The sequence below is a fragment of the Streptomyces sp. GL_148 genome, assembly GCF_057834205.1.
The window spans coordinates 780,224-793,645 of sequence record NZ_CM174396.1 but is presented as its reverse complement, the minus strand read 5'-3'; the positions used below and the strand labels follow the sequence as shown (position 1 = coordinate 793,645).

The window sequence follows — 13,422 nt, the reverse complement described above, 5'->3', positions numbered from 1 at the left end:
GACCCACCCATGACAGCCGCGTCGCCACCCGAGATCCTTCGCGCACCCCTCGTCGTCGAGTTCCCCTTCACCCGCTCCCTCGGCCCCGTGCAGAGCGCCTTCCTCACCGGGCTGCGCGAAGGGGTCGTCCTCGGGGTCACGACCGCCGACGGCAAGGTGATGGTGCCGCCCGTCGAGTACGACCCCGTCACCGCCGAGGAGATCCGCGACCTGGTCGAGGTCGGCGCCACCGGGACGGTCACCACCTGGGCCTGGAACGGGTCGCCGCGACCGAACCAGCCCCTCGCCACGCCCTTCGCCTGGGTGCTCGTCCGCCTCGACGGCGCCGACACCGCCCTCCTGCACGCCCTCGACGCCCCCGGACCCGAGGCCGTCGCCACCGGCATGCGGGTCCGCGTGCGGTGGGCCGCGGAGCGGACCGGGGCCATTACCGACATCGCCTGCTTCGAGCCCGCCGAGGGCGGGGAGCCGGAGGCGCACGCGACCCCGCACAGCGGGGAGTTCACCGACGCCGTCACCGGGATCGTCGCCGAGGCCCGCCTGGACTACTCGTACAGCCCCGGCCGCGCGCAGACCGCGTACATCGCCGGGCTCTCCGAGCAGAAGACCATCGGCGAGCGCTGCCCCTCCTGCCACAAGGTGTACGTGCCCCCGCGCGGCGCCTGCCCCACCTGCGGGGTGGCGACGACCGACCGGGTCGAGGTCGGGCCGGCCGGCACCGTCACCACTTACTGCATCGTCAACATCAAGGCCAAGAATCTTGATATCGAAGTGCCGTACGTCTACGCCCACATCGCCCTGGACGGCGCCGGCCTCGCCCTCCACGGCCGGATCGGCGGAATCCCGTACGACCAGGTGCGGATGGGGCTACGGGTCGAACCGGTCTGGACCGAGGGCGGGCGCTACCCCGACCACTACCGCCCCACCGGAGAGCCGGACGCGGACTACGACGTGTACAAGGAGCTCATCTGATGGCCCGATACGCCCGTGAGGTCGCGGTGGTCGCCTTCGCACAGAGCGACCACCTGCGCCGGACCGACGAGGTCAGCGAAGTCGAAATGGTCATGCCGGTCCTGCACCAAGTGCTGGCCGCCACCGGACTGAAGGCGGGCGAGATCGGCTTCACCTGCTCCGGTTCCAGCGACTACCTCGCCGGCCGGGCCTTCTCCTTCACCATGACCCTCGACGGAGTCGGCGCCTGGCCGCCCATCTCCGAATCGCACGTCGAAATGGACGGCGCCTGGGCCCTCTACGAGGCCTGGGTCAAGATCCAGACCGGCGAGGCCGACACCGCGCTCGTCTACTCGTACGGGAAGTCCTCCCCGGGGTCGCTGCGTGACGTACTGACCCGCCAGCTCGACCCGTACTACGTGGCCCCGCTCTGGCCCGACTCGGTGGCCCTGGCCGCGCTCCAGGCCCAGGCGCTCATCGACGCGGGGGAGACCGACGAAGCCGGGCTCGCCGCGATCGGCGCCCGCAGCCGGGCCTGCGCGGGAGCCAACCCGCACGCCCAGCTCACCGGAGCCGTCGCGCAGGGCGAGTACCAGGTCGCCCCGCTGCGCACCGGCGACTGCCCGCCCATCGGCGACGGCGCGGCCGCCGTCATCCTGGCCGCCGGGGACGTGGCCCGCCGGTTGTGCGAGCGGCCCGCCTGGATCACCGGCATCGACCACCGCATCGAGGCCCACAGCCTCGGGCTGCGCGACCTCACCGACTCCCCGTCGACGCGGATCGCCGCCGAGCACGCGGGCGTGTTCGAGGCCCCGGTGGACACCGCCGAACTGCACGCGCCCTTCTCCTCCCAGGAGGTCGTGCTGCGCAAGGCCCTCGGGCTCGGCGGGGACGTCGCCGTCAACCCCTCCGGCGGAGCGCTCGCCGCCAACCCGGTCATGGCCGCCGGCCTGATCCGGATCGGCGAGGCGGCCGCCCGCATCCACCGCGGCGAGTCCGACCGGGCCGTCGCGCACGCCACCTCCGGCCCCTGCCTCCAGCAGAACCTGGTCGCCGTCCTGGAAGGGGACCGAGCATGAGCACGACGGGCAAGGAGCCGGTGGCCATCGTCGGCATCGGCCAGACCAAGCACGTGGCCGCCCGCCACGACGTCTCCATCGCGGGACTGGTACGGGAAGCCGCCGCGCGGGCGCTCGCGGACGCCGAGCTGACCTGGGCGGACATCGACGCGGTCGTCATCGGCAAGGCCCCCGACTTCTTCGAGGGCGTCATGATGCCGGAGCTGTACCTCGCGGACGCCCTCGGCGCGGTCGGCAAGCCCATGCTCCGCGTGCACACGGCCGGTTCGGTGGGCGGCTCCACGGCGCTGGTCGCCTCCAACCTGGTCGCCGCCCGGGTCCACCGCACGGTGCTGACCCTCGCCTTCGAGAAGCAGTCCGAGTCCAACGCCATGTGGGGGCTCTCGCTGCCCGTCCCCTTCCAGCAGCCGCTGCTGGCCGGGGCCGGCGGGTTCTTCGCCCCGCACGTGCGCGCGTACATGCGGCGCACCGGCGCCCCCGACACGGTGGGCTCGCTCGTCGCGTACAAGGACCGCCGCAACGCGCTGAAGAACCCGTACGCGCACCTGCACGAGCACGACATCACCCTGGAGAAGGTCCAGGCCTCGCCGATGCTGTGGGACCCGATCCGGTACTCCGAAACCTGCCCGTCCTCCGACGGCGCGTGCGCGATGATCCTCACCGACCGGGCGGGCGCGGCCCGTTCGCCGAAGCCGCCGGCCTGGGTGCACGGCGGGGCGATGCGCAGCGAGCCGACCCTCTTCGCGGGGAAGGACTTCGTGTCCCCGCAGGCGGGCAAGGACTGCGCGGCCGACGTCTACCGGCAGGCGGGGATCACCGATCCGCGCCGGGAGATCGACGCCGTGGAGATGTACGTGCCGTTCTCCTGGTACGAGCCGATGTGGCTGGAGAACCTCGGCTTCGCCGACGAGGGCGAAGGCTGGAAGCTCACCGAGGCCGGAGTCACGGAGCTCGACGGGGACCTTCCCGTCAACCCGTCGGGCGGCGTGCTGTCCACCAACCCCATCGGCGCCTCCGGCATGATCCGCTTCGCGGAAGCGGCCCTTCAGGTGCGCGGTCAGGCGGGCGAGCACCAAGTCCCGGACGCCCGGCGGGCGATGGGGCACGCGTACGGCGGCGGGGCGCAGTTCTTCGCGATGTGGCTGGTGGGAGCGCAGCCGCCGGCCTCCTGAACGGAAACGGGATTCCGGGTGGAAGTGCCGCACCGGCCACAAGTGACGCACCGTGGCCTGTGCGGCACGGCGTGCGATGGCTAACCTGGCCCCCGGACGACGAACCGGGAGTACCGGGAGGAGCACGCACGTGGCAGAGAGCATGACTTCGAAGGCGCCGGCCGGCTGGGGAAAGCCGGACCTCGATCTGACCGAGGCGGACTGGCAGTCGAGCAGCCGGGGGGCGGGTGACGTCCAGATCGCCTTCGTGGAGGGGTTCATCGCGATGCGCAACGGCGACCGCCCCGAAAGCCCCTCGCTGATCTTCGCGCCGGACGAGTGGCGCAAGTTCGTCCTGAACGCGCAGGGCGGGGAGTTCGACCTCACGTAGGTCGTCTCAGCCGGCGTCGGTACGGGTACGCGGCGCACCACCGGGGCGCGGAGCCGCCGCCCCGGTGGCCGCCGGGCCCGCCTGTGGCGCAACTCGCCAGCGCCGCGTCGGTAATTGCCTTGCCCGACCCGGAGGGTCCCGGCACCATGGCCGCCATGACGATCACCCGCCGAAAGGCCGATGCCGCGTAGACGGCCCGGCGCGCTGCGCGCCGAACGAGGAACGTACGAGGACCGGCGGCCGCCCGCCTGGGCACGGGAACTTCCGCCCGTGGACCGGCTGTCGCCCGACGCGGCCGCTGCCGCGCACTGGGCCCGGCCCGGACGGGCCTACGAGATCGTGGACCTGCTGAACCGGTACCGGACCTTCCTGAGCGGTCCCGGCATCCCTCTGCTCCTCGTCCCCTCCGAGTGCCCCGCCTGCCCCGGCTGCGCACGCGACGACGTCGCCGTCGTCCGGGACGACCTGGGCGACCTGTACCGGTCCCTGCCACCGGTCGCCCGCACCGCGCTGGGCCGCGTGCTGCGGGACCTGGACGCGCAGTTCCGCCGTCGCACGCTCCCGCACCCGCTCCCGCCCGCCGGGGAGTGGGCCGACTGGAGCGGCCGTACGCGCGCGTGGTGGCACCGGCGGCTCTACGAGGGCGACTGACCCGGCGGTGGCGCCGTACCGGTCATAACGGGATGACCGGTACGGTGGGGGCATGAGTGGAGAAAACGACCTGCGGAAGCTGCTGAGCGGAATGCGGCCCGAACTGAACGACGGGCTGTACGTGTTCTGCACCATCCCCGGCGACACCGACCCGGAAGCCCTGGCCGGCCTCACCCCCGTCGCCTCCGTCCTGGAACCCGAGGGCCTCACCCTCGTGCTGAGCCAGGAGGACGCGGACGAGGCCGGACTCCCGTACACGTACACCGCGGGCTGGATCACCCTGCGCGTCCACTCCTCCCTCGACGCCGTCGGCCTCACCGCCGCCTTCGCCACCGAACTCGCGGCACACGGCCTGAGCTGCAACGTCATCGCCGGCTACCACCACGACCACCTCTTCGTGGACGCCGCCCGGGCCACCGAGGCCGTGGCCGTCCTGGAAGCGCTCGCGGACCGCTCCGCACAGGACTGAGCCGCAGAGGAAGCACAGGGCGGCGCCCCCCGGAAGAAGATCAGCTCTATTTGTCGCACCGGGCTTCCCGTGCGCGTGCGCGGGCGTACGCTGAACCCCCGAACAGGCCTGGGGGGTACCAGCCATGACGGAACGTCGGACCCGCAAACGGCGCACGATGTTCGAACGCGACACGGAGCTCACCGCCGTCGATGAAGCCCTGGACCAGCTCACCGACCCGGGCCCCGACGCTGGCGGAGCCCTGCTGGCCTTCTCCGGACCCGCAGGTCTCGGCAAGACCACGCTCCTCGGCGAAGTCCGCCGCCGCGCCCACACCAAGGCCTGCACCGTCCTCGCGGCCCGCGGCGGCGAACAGGAGCAGAGCCAGCCCTTCCACGTCGCCCGCCAGCTCATCCAGCCCCAACTGGCCGGCACCTCCGACGCGGAACTGCGCGAGGCCCTCGGCAGCTGGTACTCCATCGTCGGCCCCGCCCTCGGCCTCTGCGCGGCCGAACAGGGCGCCCCGCCCGACCCCCAGGGCCTGCGCGACGGACTGGACTGGGTCCTCACCCACCTCGTCGTGCAGCGCGCCCCGGTCGCCCTCGTCCTGGACGACGCCCACTGGGCCGACCCCGAATCCCTCTCCTGGCTCGCCGCCTTCGCCCCGCGCGCCGAACACCTCCCGCTCCTCCTCGTCGTCGCCTACCGCCCCGACGAACTGCCCGCGCACGCCGAGGCCTTCCGTACGCTGCCCGGCCGCGCGGGACACCGCCCGCTGAGCCTCGCACCGCTCACCGCGGAGGCCGTCTCCGGCCTGGTCCGGGAAGCCGTCGGAGAACACGCCGACGAGGCGTTCTGCCGCGAGGCCTGGGCCGTCACCACCGGCAACCCCTTCGAAGCCGTCGAGCTCACCGCCAAGGTCCGGGACAAGGGCCTCGCCCCCGTCGAAGCCAGCGCCCCGCTGCTGCGCGACCTCGCCGCCGCCCAGCGCGGCAGCGGCCTCGTCGCCCGCCTGCACAGCCTCGGCTCCTCCACCGTCCGCTTCGCCTGGGCCTGCGCGGTCCTCGGCACCGACATCCCCCGGGAACTCGCCGCCCGCGTCGCCGGACTCGGCACCGAGGAAGCCGTCGACGCCACCGGGCGGCTGCGCGACGCCCGCATCCTGTCGGCCGCCGCCGAAGAGGCAGCCGCCGAGGGAGCAGCCGGGCTGGAGTTCGTCCACCCCCTGATCGCCACCGCCATATACCGCGCGATCCCCGACGCCCTGCGCGTCGCCCTGCACGGGAAGGCCGCCGCAGCCGTGGTCGACGCGGGACTCGGGCCCTCCGCCGCGGCCCGGCACCTGCTGGAGACCCATCCCGAGAACGACCCCTGGGTGGTGCGCACCCTGCGCGAGGCCGCCGGCGAGAACCTCCGGGCCGGCGCCCCCGAAGCCGCCCGCCGCCAGCTCGCACGGGCCCTGCGCGAACCCCCGGACTTCGACGAGCGGGCGGCCGTCCTGTACGAACTGGGCTGCGCCTCCCTGCTCACCGAGCCCGCCAACACCGTCAACCACCTGCGCGCCGCTCTCGCGGAGCCCTTCGAGGACCCGGCGCTGCGCCAGGGCATCGTGATCCGGCTGGCCCAGGTCCTCTCGCACAGCGACCGGCTCGCCGAGGCCTCGGAATGCCTCGCGCGCGAGATCCCGCACACCCAGGACGTACGCGGCCGGCTGCGCCTGCAGTCCGAGCAGTTCATGTGGGACGCCTTCAACGCCGCCGAGACCGACTCCCCGGCGCGTTCCCGGCGGCTCGCGAAGCTCGCGGACCGGCTGAGCGGGCGGGACCTCACCGAGCGGTACGTCATCGGGCTGCGCGCCTGGGACGCCTGCCTGCGCGGGGAGCCGGTCGACGTGGTCCTCCACCACGCCGGGCGGGTCCTGGAAACCGAGTTCAGCTGGGCGTACGCGGACCGGGGCTTCGAGGTCCCGGTGCTCGTCGCGATGGTGCACATGTACGCCGACCGGCCGGCGCGGGCGGAGGAACTGTTCGAGGCGGGCACCGCCGAGTTCGAGCGCCAGGGCTGGCGCGGGGCGCACCTGTCCTTCGCCTACAGCCTGCACGCCTACATCCGCTACCGCCGGGGGCGGCTGGCCGAAGCGGAGGAGCTGGCGCGGGCCGGACTGCGGCTCGCCGAGCGCGTCGGGCGGCGTACGCCGGTGCACTGGTACTCCATCGCGATCCTCATCACCACGCTGCTGGCGCGGGGCCGGGTGGACGAGGCCTGGGACCTGGTCCGCGAGCACGAGTACGGGGAGCCCTTCCCGTCGGCGGTCGTCTTCCCGGACTCCCAGACGGTCTACGCGGAACTGCTGCTGGCCCGCGGCCAGGCGAAGGCCGCGGCGGAGGAGCTGGAGGCGGTGGACCGGCGGCTGACCCCCAGGGGCATCCAGAACCCGTCCTGGTGCCCGTGGCGGCTCCACCTGGCCCGTGCGGTGTCCGCGGAGGACCCGGCGCGTGCGCGGGAGCTGGCCGCGGAGGCGGTACGCCGGGCCCGCGCCTTCGGGGCCGCGTCCGGCATCGGCCAGGCCCTGCGGGTGGCCGCGGAGGTGGCTTCGCCGCAGGACCGCCCGGCCCTCCTGGAGGAGGCGGTGGAGGTCCTTTCGGCTTCGCCGGCGGCCTACGAGCTGGCGCTCGCGCTGGCCGCGCTGGGGGAGGAGCGGGGGGATGCGGAGCTCTTGCTCCGGGCGGTGGCGGCGGCCCGCGCCTGCGGGGCGGATGGCCTGGCGGCCAGCGCCACGGACGCGCTGCTCGCCCGCGGCGGCACCTTCCCGTGCCTCCCCGTGCCCCCCGTGCCCGACTCCGGCTCGGCCCCGGTGCACTGACCGGGGGCCCGGTGAGCTGATGGGCTCGCCGGGACAGGGACGGGCCCTGCGGGGCGAGGTCCCCTACCCACCCTTCGCCCGTTCCCCGGGGCTCCGCCCCGGACCCCGCTCCTCAAACGCCGGAGGGGCTGGGATTTCGCCGGCGTCAGCCAAAATTAGCCTCGCCGGCGTTTGAGGCGCGGGGTCTGGGGCGGAGCCCCAGGGGGTCCGGGCGCAGCCCGGGGAACGGTGGAAGGGCGGGTAGGGGACTCTGCCCCGCGCAGCGGCAAGGGTGCTGCGGGGACTCTGCCCCGCGCAGCGGCGAGGGGTGCTGCGGGGACTTCGGGCCGCGCAGCGGCACAGCCGCAGCCGGGGCGGGGCCGGGGCCCCGGGTCGGGGGTGCAGGGCCGGGAAACGCGACGGGGCACGTACCATGGCGGCATGTCCTTCCTCCGCCGCCACCGCGCCGCCACACCCGCCGGCCCGGACTTCGACGTCCTGGCCATGGACCCGGGGGACTGGCCGGGCAATCTCGGGGCCGGGCTGCTGCCCGCGCCCGACGGCAGCTGCCAGGGTGTCTTCCTCCGCTACGACCTGTTCGGCGGTCGCGGCCCCGCAATGATCATCGGAAACCTCCCCGAGGGTTCCCCCGCGCGCGACCTCTCCGAGGGCCAGGTCCCCTTCGAGGTGGCCCAGCTCCTCGACGCCCTCGAGAACGACGAGGACGTCGAGGTCACCGGTGCCGAGGACTGCCCCGTCATGCAGGGCGACAACCTCCTCATCGTCCGGAAGGTCAAGCTCTCCGAGGGCCGGATCAGCTGCGTGCAGTTCGACCGCAGTGACAACGTGCTGGTCACCATCGCGAGCTGGGACCGGCCGATCACGGACGATCTCTACGCGCTGCTGAAGCCGCTCCCGGCCGAGCTCTTCCAGCAGGGCTAGCGAGCAGGCCAGGGCTAGCGGGCAGGCCAGGGCTAGCGGGCAGGCCCCGGCGGGGTCACGCGTCCGCGATGTCGTTGGCGGCCACGTAGCCGAACGTCATCGCGGGACCGATCGTCGAACCGGCCCCCGCATAGCTGTGCCCCATCACGGCCGCACTCGCGTTGCCCGCCGCCCACAGGCCCCGGATCACGGATCCGTCCGCGCGCAGCGCGCGCGCCCGCGCGTCCGTGACGATGCCGCCCTTCGTGCCCAGGTCACCCGGCACGATCTTGAAGGCGTAGAACGGCGGCGCCCAGATCGGGGCCAGGCAGGAGTTCGGCGTCACGCCCGGGTCCGTGTAGTAGTGGTCGTACGCGGTGTCGCCCCGGTGGAAGTCGGGGTCGGTGCCGTTCCACGCCTGCGCGTTGAACCGGTTGAGCGTGGAGCGCAGGGCGGCCGCCGGCACCCCGATCTGGTTGGCGAGAGCGTCCCACGTCCACGCCTTCTTCGCCGCGCCCGCCTGGTACCAGGAGTCGGGGAAGACGATCGTCGGCAGGATGTCCTTGAACAGGTATTTGTTGCGGTAGTTCTGATCCACGATCAGCCAGGCCGGAATGTGCGAGCCGGTGGCGTCCCGGTCCTTCTCGTACATCACGTGCACCACATCGCTGTACGGGGCCGCCTCGTTGACGAATCGGGCGCCCTTCGTGTTGACCATCAGGCCCCCGGGCAGGGTGCGTTCGGCCAGGCAGAAGTACGGCTCGGCGGGGAGCGGGATCGACGGGCCCCACCAGGCGTCGTCCATCAACGCCAGCGCCGCACCGGCCCGTTGACCCGCCCGGATCCCGTCGCCCGTGTTCTCCTTCGCGCCGACCGACCACTGGGTGCCGATCGGCTGCTGCTGGTACTGGGCCCGCATCTCGGCGTTGTGCTCGAAGCCGCCCGAGCCGATGACCACGCCCTTGCGGGCCCGCACCACGCCGCGTACGCCCTCCTTCTCCACCACGACGCCGGTGACCGCGCCACCCTCCTGGACCAGGTCGACGAGCGGGCTGTTCAGCCACACCGGGACCCCGGCCTGCACCAGCCCGGCCCGCAGACCGGCCGCCAGGGCCTGGCCCATGGTCAGCGGCTTCTGTCCGCACAGCGCGGCCGCCGTACCGCGCGCCAGGCATTCCGTGGACACCGCGAGCCCCTTGGCGCTCACGGCCGCGAGGTTGAGCCACTTGTAGTCCTGGCTGAACACCACCATTCCGGCGGGCACGGGCAGGTACGCCGGGTTCAGGTGGGCCAGTTCGGCGCCGAGGATGTTCCCGTCGATCTGGTCCGGCTCGATGGACCGGCCGTTCGGGAGCCCGCCGGGGAGATTCGGGTAGTAGTCGCTGTAGCCGTCCATGAAGCGGAAGCGCAGCGGGCTGTTGGCCATCACGAAGTCCAGCATCCGGGGCCCGTTGGCAAGGAAGGCCGCCTGCCGGTCCGCGGAGGAGCCGTCGCCGACCACGGCCGACAGGTACTGCGCCGCCTTCGCCGGGGTGTCCGGGACGCCCGCGCCCAGGATCACCGAGTTGTTGGGCAGCCAGATCCCGGCGCCGGATCGGGCGGCCGAACCGCCGAAGGTCGGGGCCTTCTCGACCACGAGCACGCTCAGGCCCCGCTTGGCCGCGTTGAGCGCGGCGGTCATCCCGGAGGCTCCGGAGCCGACCACGACGACGTCGTACTCGCCGAGCGAGGGCTCACCGGCCGCGTGAGCGGCGGCGGTCGGCAGCACGGCGGCGGCCAGCACACCGGCCCCCGCCCCGGCCATGACCGTCCGGCGGGAGGGGAAGGCGGAACTCGGATCGGAACTCGGTCCGGAACTCGCTGCGGAGGCGGTTCTCGCGGTCATGGGCAGGCTCCAGCGGAGAGGGGAGTGGGGGGACGGATCCAGCATTCTGATGCTGAGTCAGAAAAGGTCTTCGGGGGATCATGTGAAGTCAAGGCATACGCGCCAGTTGCGCTCCGGGCCCGGACGCACGAAATCCCGTGCCGCACACACCAGGTGTGTGCGGCACGGGATTTCGTGGCCGACCGCGCGGTGCGCGGCCGGTTCAGCGCGTGCCCACCGCCGCTCGGACCGCCCTGCGGGCCATGCCCGCGTCGTCGTGCAGGCGGCGCAGCAGCAGGCGCTGCTCCTCGCCCGAGGACAGGGCGCTCGCCGGCAGCGCCTGGGTCGGGGTGGCCGCCAGCATCGAGCGCTGCACGGCCGTCTCCGACATCCTGATCTCCCGGGTCAGCACCAGCATCAGGTTGACCAGGAACGCGTCCCGAGCGGCCGGTCCGGCGGCCTGCGCCAGGCGGCTGATCTGGGCGCGTGCGGCCGGGGCGTCGCCCAGTACCGTCCACAGGGTGGCGAGGTCGTAGCCCGGCCGGTACCAGCCCGCGTGCTCCCAGTCGAGGAGCACGGGACCCGTCGGGGACAGCAGCAGGTTCGACAGCAGCGCGTCGCCGTGGTTGAACTGCCAGGGGTTGCCCGACAGCTTCACGCCGTGCAGCAGCTTCTGCAGATCGCCGAAGTCACGGTCGGTCAGCAGGCCCAGCTGGTAGTCCCGGGCGATCCGCCGGTCGTAGTCCATCGGCCGCCCGAACAGCTCGTCGGCGGGCCGCCAGCCGTTCACCTGGCGCACCGCTCCCAGCGCCGCCCGCAGGTCGGCCCGCGGCGGGGCCTCCACCGGATGCCGCTGGAGCGCGGCGACCCGGCCGGCCATCCGCTCGACGATCAGTACGCAGTTCTCCGGATCGGCGGCGATCAGCCGCGGCACCCGGACCTGCGGGCGGTGCCGGACGAACGTCCGGTACGTCGCTATTTCGTGCCGGTACCGCTCGCGCCACTCGGGCGAGTGATCCAGTAATACCTTCGCGACGGCCGTCATCCGTCCGGTGGTTCCCACCAGCAGGACCGACCGGCCGCTGCGGCGCAGTACCTGGACCGGCGCGAACTCCGGACAGATGCGCTGCACGGAGGCGAGTGCGGTACGCAGCTGCGCCCCTTGGGGACCCGACAGGTCGATTCTCCCGCTGAGCGGCTGCGATCCGGTTCCCGGCATCCGCCGTGCTCTTACGGCGCCCTGCGCCGGGGCCGCGGGGCGGCCGGGTTCGAGGTAGGGGCCGCCGCCCGCGGGGAGCGTGCGGTGCGACCGGACCGGGGCTGACACGGAGGACGTGGCTGCGTACATGGCGTTACGGATCCCTTCGTGCGCCGACGAGTTGCATACGCCGCCCCGCCGGATCCCGTGCATCACCCTGGGGAGTTCCGCCGGTGACCGGGTCGGGGAGGCGCATTCCTACCTGACACCCCGGCGTGGGTGGCGGACCACATTGCGTGCCCTGGCGAACCCTGGCGAATAGTCGCTCGGCATCTGACGGGGGGTTACTGTCAACTCAGCCGAGAACCTGGGGGCTTGACGTGAGCAAAGGTCCAAACACCCGTCTGAACGACCTGTTCGGCCTGGCCGGCTGGTCGAAGGGCGAACTGGCGAGGATGGTCAACCGGCAGGCGGCCTCGATGGGTCACCACCAGCTGGCCACCGACACCTCGCGGGTGCGGCGCTGGATCGACATGGGGGAGACCCCGCGCGAACCGGTGCCCACGGTACTGGCAGCACTGTTCACCGAGCGGCTCGGTCGTGTCGTGACCATCGAGGACCTCGGGTTCGTACGACAACGGCGCACCGCCAAAAGGCAACCGGACGGGGAGCAGGAGAACCCCGACGGATTGCCCTGGGCGCCCGAACGCACAGCCGCGGTCCTCACCGAATTCACGGGAATGGACCTCATGCTCAACCGTCGCGGTCTGATGAGCGCGGGTGCCGCGCTCACCGCCGGCTCAGCCATCGGCAACGCCATGCACGACTGGCTCCACACCGACCCCGCCCGCGCGAAGGACGCGCGCCACACCGACGCCTTCCAGGCCGACTCCGCGGGCTACGACCGCTACGAGGCCGCGCCCATCGGCTCCCAGGAGATCGAGGCGCTGGAGCGTTCGGTGGACGTCTTCCGCGCCTGGGACGCCTCGAGAGGCGGCGGCCTCCAGCGCAAGGCCGTGGTCGGGCAGCTCAACGAGGTGGGCGGCATGCTCGCGTACCACCACCCCGACCACCTCCAGCGCAGGCTCTGGGGGGTGGCGGCCAACCTGGCGGTCCTGGCGGGCTGGATGTCCCACGACGTGGGCCTGGAGCCCACCGCGCAGAAGTACTTCGTCATCGCCGCGCACGCGGCCCGCGAGGGCGGCGACCGGCCGCGTGCGGGAGAGGCGCTCTCCCGCGCGGCCCGTCAGATGGTCCACCTGGGCAAGCCGAACGAGGCCCTCGACCTGATGAAGCTGGCACAGTCCGGCTCCGGCGAGCAGACCCTGCCCCGGACCCGCGCCATGCTCCACACCATCGAGGCCTGGGCGCAGGCCGCGCTTGGCAAGGGGCAGGCAATGCGCCGCACCCTGGGTGAAGCCGAGGACCTGTTCGTGTCCACCTCGGGCGACGTGCCGCCGCCGTCCTGGATGCAGCACTTCGACGAGGCCGATCTGCACGGCATGCAGGCGCTGGCCTTCCGTACCCTCGCCGACCACGATCCCTCGGCGGCGACCATCGCGCAGCAGCACGCGAAGGAGGCCCTGCGGCTGCGGGCCGACGGTCACCAGCGCTCGAAGATCTTCGACTACATCTCGATGGCCTCGGCCTGCTTCATCGCCGACGACCCGGAGCAGGCCGACCGCTACGCCCGTCTGGCGTTGGTCTCGATGAACGAGACCTCCTCGCACCGGACATGGGACCGGCTGCGCGAGATGTACCGGCTGACCGGCCACTACTCCGGATTCGCCGGCATCGAGGAACTCCGCGAGGAGATCAAGCTGGCGCTCCCGAACAGCCCCGTGGCACGGTCGGTCTGAGACCGGTGGCCGCCGGGTTCCGGGGACGGATAAGGCCGCGCCTTCCGGCGCGGCCCTGAGTCCTGCG

Annotated in this window: 11 protein-coding genes; 9 read left to right on the top strand and 2 right to left on the bottom strand. The window is 72.9% G+C overall.

Annotated elements, in window-relative coordinates; translation table 11 throughout:
* Positions 1-9 precede the first annotated feature (9 nt).
* The 8 genes from AC3IYI_RS03545 (at position 10) to AC3IYI_RS03510 (ending at position 8,455) form a co-directional block, all read left to right on the top strand.
* On the top strand, positions 10-972 hold the full coding sequence (locus AC3IYI_RS03545) for a Zn-ribbon domain-containing OB-fold protein (protein WP_489408807.1): 963 nt from the start codon (positions 10-12) through the stop codon (positions 970-972).
* A complete protein-coding gene (locus AC3IYI_RS03540; RefSeq protein ID WP_489408806.1) occupies positions 972-2,030 on the top strand; it encodes a thiolase domain-containing protein in 1,059 nt (352 codons plus the stop codon). Before AC3IYI_RS03545 ends, AC3IYI_RS03540 begins: the two co-directional genes overlap by 1 nt.
* Positions 2,027-3,202 carry a thiolase domain-containing protein gene (locus AC3IYI_RS03535; protein WP_489367368.1) on the top strand — a complete coding sequence of 392 codons (1,176 nt, stop codon included), beginning with the start codon at positions 2,027-2,029 and terminating at the stop codon, positions 3,200-3,202. Before AC3IYI_RS03540 ends, AC3IYI_RS03535 begins: the two co-directional genes overlap by 4 nt.
* A 142-nt stretch (positions 3,203-3,344) precedes the next feature.
* Complete coding sequence (locus AC3IYI_RS03530; protein WP_489411868.1) at positions 3,345-3,572, top strand: DUF397 domain-containing protein; 228 nt, start codon at positions 3,345-3,347, stop codon at positions 3,570-3,572.
* A gap of 180 nt (positions 3,573-3,752) precedes the next feature.
* Positions 3,753-4,223, top strand: coding sequence for a hypothetical protein (locus AC3IYI_RS03525; RefSeq protein WP_489408805.1), 471 nt, complete (start codon positions 3,753-3,755; stop codon positions 4,221-4,223).
* Positions 4,224-4,275: 52 nt separating this feature from the next.
* The gene (locus AC3IYI_RS03520; protein ID WP_489408804.1) at positions 4,276-4,692 is read left to right on the top strand and encodes an ACT domain-containing protein; all 417 of its coding nucleotides are present in this window, start codon (positions 4,276-4,278) and stop codon (positions 4,690-4,692) included.
* Between the two features lie 124 nt (positions 4,693-4,816).
* A complete protein-coding gene (locus AC3IYI_RS03515; protein WP_489408803.1) occupies positions 4,817-7,534 on the top strand; it encodes an ATP-binding protein in 2,718 nt (905 codons plus the stop codon).
* 420 nt (positions 7,535-7,954) lie between these two features.
* Complete coding sequence (locus AC3IYI_RS03510; RefSeq protein ID WP_489408802.1) at positions 7,955-8,455, top strand: hypothetical protein; 501 nt, start codon at positions 7,955-7,957, stop codon at positions 8,453-8,455.
* 55 nt (positions 8,456-8,510) lie between these two features.
* Here the strand turns inward: AC3IYI_RS03510 and kstD are convergent, their stop codons facing one another.
* Both kstD and AC3IYI_RS03500 read right to left on the bottom strand, forming a co-directional pair.
* Positions 8,511-10,238 (bottom strand): 3-oxosteroid 1-dehydrogenase, encoded by a 1,728-nt coding sequence (kstD, locus tag AC3IYI_RS03505; protein WP_489411867.1) that lies wholly within the window; start codon positions 10,236-10,238, stop codon positions 8,511-8,513.
* A 283-nt stretch (positions 10,239-10,521) separates the two neighbouring features.
* Positions 10,522-11,646: an aminoglycoside phosphotransferase family protein gene (locus AC3IYI_RS03500; protein WP_489408801.1), complete on the bottom strand. Its 1,125-nt coding sequence runs from the start codon at positions 11,644-11,646 to the stop codon at positions 10,522-10,524.
* 230 nt (positions 11,647-11,876) lie between these two features.
* Here AC3IYI_RS03500 and AC3IYI_RS03495 point away from each other — a divergent pair, with 230 nt between their 5' ends.
* On the top strand, positions 11,877-13,355 hold the full coding sequence (locus AC3IYI_RS03495; protein ID WP_489408800.1) for a DNA-binding protein NsdB: 1,479 nt from the start codon (positions 11,877-11,879) through the stop codon (positions 13,353-13,355).
* Positions 13,356-13,422 lie beyond the last annotated feature (67 nt).